This window comes from Vibrio sp. 10N.247.310.98 (assembly GCF_041467395.1).
Lineage (GTDB): Bacteria > Pseudomonadota > Gammaproteobacteria > Enterobacterales > Vibrionaceae > Vibrio > Vibrio crassostreae_C.
Window position 1 is genome coordinate 1 of sequence record NZ_JBFSUL010000099.1, and the last position, 6,575, is coordinate 6,575.

General features: G+C 44.3%; 5 protein-coding genes. 1 reads left to right on the forward strand and 4 read right to left on the reverse strand.

Features of this window, described 5'->3' with window-relative positions; all coding sequences use genetic code 11:
• Positions 1-71 precede the first annotated feature (71 nt).
• From AB6E78_RS22510 to AB6E78_RS22525, 4 genes are all read right to left on the reverse strand, one after another.
• Complete coding sequence (locus AB6E78_RS22510) at positions 72-1,796, reverse strand: methyl-accepting chemotaxis protein (RefSeq protein ID WP_372134244.1); 1,725 nt, start codon at positions 1,794-1,796, stop codon at positions 72-74.
• A gap of 618 nt (positions 1,797-2,414) precedes the next feature.
• Positions 2,415-2,831: a MarR family winged helix-turn-helix transcriptional regulator gene (locus AB6E78_RS22515; protein WP_017059185.1), complete on the reverse strand. Its 417-nt coding sequence runs from the start codon at positions 2,829-2,831 to the stop codon at positions 2,415-2,417.
• Positions 2,809-3,804, reverse strand: a complete 996-nt coding sequence (gene dmeF / locus AB6E78_RS22520) for a CDF family Co(II)/Ni(II) efflux transporter DmeF (protein WP_372110670.1) — start codon at positions 3,802-3,804, stop codon at positions 2,809-2,811. Before dmeF ends, AB6E78_RS22515 begins: the two co-directional genes overlap by 23 nt.
• Before the next feature lie 276 nt (positions 3,805-4,080).
• Positions 4,081-4,953: a LysR family transcriptional regulator gene (locus tag AB6E78_RS22525; RefSeq protein ID WP_102393906.1), complete on the reverse strand. Its 873-nt coding sequence runs from the start codon at positions 4,951-4,953 to the stop codon at positions 4,081-4,083.
• Positions 4,954-5,136: 183 nt separating this feature from the next.
• On the opposite strand from AB6E78_RS22525, the gene AB6E78_RS22530 reads away from it, so the two are divergent.
• Complete coding sequence (locus AB6E78_RS22530) at positions 5,137-6,396, forward strand: adenylosuccinate synthase (protein WP_102393905.1); 1,260 nt, start codon at positions 5,137-5,139, stop codon at positions 6,394-6,396.
• The last annotated feature ends 179 nt before the right edge of the window (positions 6,397-6,575 follow it).

Here is a 6,575-nt window from a genome sequence, read left to right on the forward strand (position 1 = left end):
ACATTACGTTAGACGGAATTTACGCTGAGCTTAGTGCTTAAGGTTCTGTCTATGAGTAAGTTCTATGTTGTTTATGAAGTCTTGAACTGCGCGACCGCTTGGTCCATATCGTTCGCTTGCTCTGCTACCTTGTCCACTTCAACTAAGCAATGCTGCGCCGAAGCGTTGTTGTCGTTCGAAATAGTATTCAGCTCAGTGATTGAGTCGCTCACTTGCGCCATTACTGCGCCCTGCTCTTCAATCGCTGAGGCAATTCGTTCTGAATTACCTTGGATGCTTTCCATATCGCTCAAGATAAGTTGCAAGCTTGCATCCAGCTCTTCCGAATCTTTAAGTGTTAGTTGGCCTTGTTGATTACACTCGCCAATCTCTGCCATCGACGCCTGCATCTGGCTTTGAATTGCACTCACCACTGAAGTTATCTCTGTGGTCGATTGATGCGTTCTGCTTGCTAGTGCGCGTACTTCATCGGCAACTACCGCAAAGCCTCGGCCTTGTTCACCGGCACGTGCTGCCTCAATGGCTGCGTTCAGTGCCAGCAAATTGGTTTGTTCTGCAATGCCTTGGATGATATTTACCGCATCGCCAATTTGATCCACATGATGGTTCAATGAGCTGATCGAATCTTGGCTGCTAGAAAGGCGTTCAGACAACTGAGTAATGTTGCTGATGGTTTCAACCACCACTTCACGGCCTTTATCGGCATTCACTTTTGCTTGATGAACACCTTCAGCCGCAACTGATGTGCTTTCTGAGATTTCACCAATTGTGAGTACCATCTCTTGCACTGACGTTGTCATTGTAGAGGTGTGATTTGCTTGAACTTCAAACTGTTTGATGACTGACTCTAGCTCGTCATGCATGTTCGACGTGCTTTGTGTCAGTTGCAGTGACTTAGATTGAGATGCCGCGATCAAGCCTTCCAGCTGATCAAGCAATTGGTTGAAGTATTGGCCTAAAGTGCTGAGTTCGTCTTTGCCATCAAGGTGCGAACGAATAGACACGTCGTTAGAATCAACGATGTTGCGAATCACCGAGAGTAATGACTCAATCTTGCCGATAATAGAACGGACGATTAACCAACTGAACAGAATGATCGACACGAGTAGCGTGACGCAAAGGATGTTGTTGATCAACGATAGTTTGTCCATCTCTTGTTGGGTTTCTTGATCTAATACCGCTGAGAACTCTTTAAATTGAGTTTCGATAGCATGAGAACCCGAACGAGCTTGCCCAAGCAGACCTTCGTTGTGCTTCAAGCCAATCACTCGCTTCTGTTCAACCACTTGACGTGCAGCATCTATCAAAGCAGTTGAGCTTCCAACATTAGACGTAATCGAAAGAACACTCGGATCGAACTCACCCTTTTCAATTAAGTCATTGAACAGGTAAAGCTCGATTTTTTGTTCAGCACTGGCTGTCGCGCTGATGTTATCGAGCAAAGCATGAAACTCGCCTAGCATGCCTTTGTCGCGTGCTAGCCCATAGACTTCGCTCGCTTTAACTAGGTTAACAAAGCTTGTGTGGTAGGTTTCGATATCTTCACGTAGGTGTGTGCTGTTGGCTAAACCTAAATCACTGAGCACCGCATTGAGCTCAGATTCAGACGCTAAGAATTTATTGTAGTTTACGTCGAACTTGGCGAGGTACTTCATATCACTACGTAATAGGAAATCTTTCTCGTTACGGCGAAGATTGAGTAGTCGCACTTCAAGTTCTTTGGTGATTTGTTTGGCTTCGCTCATTTGAGCGGTGGTGTCTGCAAATTGCGATGTGGTAAACAACAGTGAAATCATGCCGAAGATGGAGAACATCCCCAACGAATAGAGCTTTTTCTTTATATTCATATACGTGGCTCGTCTTTACTAAATTAACTATGAGTATCTAATTGATCGCATCGAAGCATGGAATACAACTCGTGCGACCTGGTTATTGTTATGGTTTTTGTATCAGTAATGAGCACTAAATCTAGCGACTGTTCAGCCCACCAGCAGTGACATTCTCAATGGTATTCAAACAGAGAATGAATCTTTTCACTAAAGATAAAAACATCAATAACACAAATTGAATACATGTACATTAGTTGAATGATAAAAGTGAGAGACAGCTATTTGACGGAACATAAATGGCTTGAACGTCTTGGTATACAAGGCATTGAATTAAAAGACTTTGACGCACATTTGGATGCATTATTTATGATGACATTTTTTTGGCTCTCCAGAAGAGCACGAGCGAAGCGCAACATTGGAGGTTTTGACTTGGTTTTTAAACAGTGAATCCGTCTATTGATGATTGTACAGTAAAGCGTAAACGGAGAAAAAAATGGACCTACTCAATTCGAGTCAGGTCCATTTTTTTGATTGTCTAGTCAATCGCTTTGCAGCTAAAGAGTTAGGGTGCGAATTCAAGGCTGGCTAAAACGCTTTTACCATCTTGGTTAGGCACTTCAATAACACCGCTTTCTCGTCTTCTTCGATATCTTGCGTCAGCTCATTAACCAAATTCAAGTGAAGCTGATTGTGGTGAACGTGTATCTTCTGCCCTTCATCCGTCAAGGCAACCACAATCGCACGACGATCTGTTGGGTGTTCATGGCGCTCAATCAATTCAGCTTTAACCAACTTTTCTATTTGAACAGTAAGTGTACCCGTGGTAATACCCAACTTTTCAGCGAGCTCTTTCATTCTTAACGCACCATGCATACCAAGTACTTCAATGGTGTGTACTTGAGCCAGGGAATAACCCGTCTCTTTGACAACAGACTGCTCCCACGAAGACATTTTATCGTAGAACTCAGTCAGTATTTGGTTAAGTTGTTCTATATTTCGCATGGTCGTTTGAATGCACTTCAAGAGTAAGATGATTAATCTTATCAAACTTGGCGAGCATTTGTTTATATTCAGAGACGGTTTTATCACTGTTTGATTCAAGAGTAATCGCTGCTGAATAGTGATGCCCACTCACCTTCCACATATGGAAATCGGTGACCGACGCATAAGGCGTTAAGGTTTTGGTCACTGAGTCACGATAATCTTGGTCGATATTCTCATCCAGCAGGATTGGGCTGGTTTGTTTCATAAGGTTCATCGTCCACTTAGCAATCACGAATGCGCCAACCATTCCCATTGCTGCATCTAACCAGTTCCAACCGTAAAACTTACCAAATAGCAGCGCAACAATCGCAAGCAGCGAAGTTAGAGTATCCGCCAACACATGCATGTAGGCTGCACGTAGGTTGTGATCATGATGGTGTCCGTGATGCTCGCCATGTTTATGACCATGGTCGCTGTCGTGCTCATGGCTATGTGAATGACCGTAATTCTTACTATGATTGTGGCCATGCTCGTGTCCGTGATCATGATGGTGATCGCCAAGTAAAAACATACTCACCACATTCACAGTTAAACCAATACAAGCAACGATGATCGCTTCATTGAACTGAATCGCTTGTGGGTTAAACAAACGATGTACTGATTCCACCAGCATCAACAATGCCACAATCCCCAATGCAATCGCGCTGGTGTAGCCCCCTAACACGCTGACTTTGCCAGTACCGAAAGAGAAACGTTCGCTCTCGGCATGTTTCTTCGCATAACGGTATGCAAATAAGGTGATACCAAACGCTGCGGCGTGCGTCCCCATGTGCCAACCATCGGCAAGCAATGCCATCGAGCCGTAAATAGTACCTGCAACAATTTCGACAACCATGGTAACGACGGTCAATAACAGGACATAAAACGTGCGTTTCTCACCTTGACTGTTATGTGAAGAAAAGTTGTGTTGGTGACGTGTTGGAAAACTCAAATTGGCGTCCTTAGCTTGTGTTTGTGGTTAGATGATCGTTGCAAATAAAAGCCCTTTGATTGACAAGTAATTTGACAATCAAAGTAATAATTTGAAATTTAGTTTGATTATCAAACTTTGTCAACGATGAATTTTGAAACTCTGATTTGCGGGACGAATAGTTGATGGTGAGCGCTAGTTTGTTCCAAAGATTATTGATTCAGTAAAAACGAGGCTTTCCAGGGACAAAAAAGCCCACTCGAGGTGGGCTGATTGAGTCAAACTCAATGATTGTATTTATTTGTTTTGCAATGAAATAATCTCATCATTCACCCAACCTAACAGCTGCTTGGTTGCTTTCGACAAGACTTGGTTCTGCCGAACAATATAACCAAGACTGGTGCTCGAGAAGTTGGTCAATGGTGTCACTTTCGAATGCAGGTGCTGCTTGGTTGATACCGCAAACTCCGGGACAATAGCCACACCAAATCCCGCTTCTGCCCAGTCGATTTGAGCATCGACACTCCCTACTTCCATCACCCTATAATTAGGTAGATTAAGGCTTGGTAAACCTTCATCAATAAAGTCACGCGTTCTCGTATCATGACCTAGTAGAATCAAAGTGAGCTCTGCATCAGAGTCTCGGATATCAACCCCATCGCCAAGCGCACACCAAGAAAGCTCTTGCAGCTTAGTGAAATACAAAGACTCGTTGTGCTGCTCTTTGGCGATAACAAAACCAATATCCGCTTGAGCATTTTTAACTAAATTCGATGCCTGAGATGACGTGGTATTCAAGAGCGTAAGGTCAATACCGGGATACTGCGCTTTGAACTTCTGGAACGGACGAATTAGCAAAAATCGAGAAATGATGTCACTTACGGCAATGGTTAACGTCCCTATTTTAAGGTCGTTAATGGCATTGAGATCGGCCTGACAAATCTGCAGTTCGAGTAGCGTTCTTTGGCTTGTTTCCAATAGCCGCTGACCCGCTTGAGTCAATTGAAATGGGCTTCTCTCAATCAACCTTATGCGTGTTTGTTGTTCTAGTTGTTTTAGGTGCAAACTCACATTGGGTTGTGTCATGTGCAGTGCATTGGCCGCTTTCCCAAAATGCTTGTACTCCGCAAGCGTCACAAACGTCTTCAACAAATTAATATCGAGCATCATGTCCCCTCTCTCGTGTCACTTATATCATTCCCTACAGTGATAAACGAACGCGATAGGGAATCTCGTTTATAGCTTAAGACTTTAAGGATATATGAAATCCTTATCAAGATAATAAAGATAATTAATTTCTCTTATCCACTTTGTAGGCCTAACATGATTTCTCAATCAGTTAGGAGAAAAATTATGCCATCTATCGTTGTTGTGGGCGCAAACTGGGGTGATGAAGGCAAAGGCCGCATCGTCGATTTTTTAGCAGACCAAGCTTCTGCTAGCATTCGTTTTCAAGGCGGAAACAATGCCGGCCATACCGTAGTAAACGACTTCGGTACGTTTAAACTGCATCAACTACCGAGTGGTATTTTTAATCCTGACTGTACAGCGGTTCTTGGCCCTGGCATGGTGATCAGCCCTGCTGCGCTAACTCAAGAGATTGCAGAAGTTCAAGAAGCTGGCATCAAAGTAAAAATGGCGATTTCAGACCGTGCGACACTGTGTCTCCCCTTACACGCCCTTGAAGATACCCTTGAAGAAGAGCGTTTGGGTGACGGCGCTTATGGCTCAACACGTCAAGGTATTGCACCAGCATACGGCGATCGCGTGATGAAGAAAGGCATTCTTGTGGGATGGCTGAATCAACCTGAGATTTTGGAGCAGCGTATTCAATTTTTACTTGATTGGAAGATGCCTCAACTTAAAGCTCTATACCCTCAGTGTGACTTCTCTCAGACTGCTTCTGAAATGACAGAATGGCTACTTGAAGTGACTAAAGCTTGGCGCCCGTTCATTTGCAACGTGACAGAGCCGCTTAAAGCACTGCAATCGCAAGACGCAAACCTACTGTTTGAAGCTCAGTTAGGCGCAGGTCGTGACCTTGTTTACGGTGAATACCCTTGGACAACGTCTTCGAATGTAACTGCAGCTTATGCAGGCATTGGCAGCGGTTTACCTGCCCTTCGCCCTGAGCGTATTATTGCCGTTGCTAAATCGTTCAGTTCGTCTGTGGGTACTGGCACGCTCGTTACAGCAATGGAAGAGCAAGACAGCTTCCGCGAAAGCTCTAACGAATATGGTGCAACTACGGGTCGCCCACGTGATATGGGTTACTTTGATGCTGTAGCTACTCGCAACGGCGTTGACCTACAAGCCGCGACTGAAATCGCACTGACTAAGATTGACTGCCTATCTGGTTTGTCTGAACTTAAGATCTGTACCGCTTACTCAGGTGAACATACTGAGAACCCGATTTGGCCACAAACGGCTGAGCTAAAGCCCGTATATGAAGATATGGCTGGCTGGGATGAAGACATCACGGGTTGCCGCACGTTTGAGAGCCTTCCTCAAGCAGCGCAAGATTACGTTACTCGTATCGAAGAGCTGATGGGTGTGCCAATCGTGATGGTATCGGTAGGTCCTGAGCGCGAGCAAATGATCATTCGAGCTTAGCTTAGAAGACGACAAGATCTACATCAAAGCCCACATTCAGTGGACTTTTTTGATTGTTCATAAAGAACGAGATAACACAAGGAATTACAGACACAAAAAAGCCCACACTAGGTGGGCTTTTTTGTGGTTCATCGCGGATTAGCGGGAACTAAAAACAAAAACGGTAGTAAGTGATATGG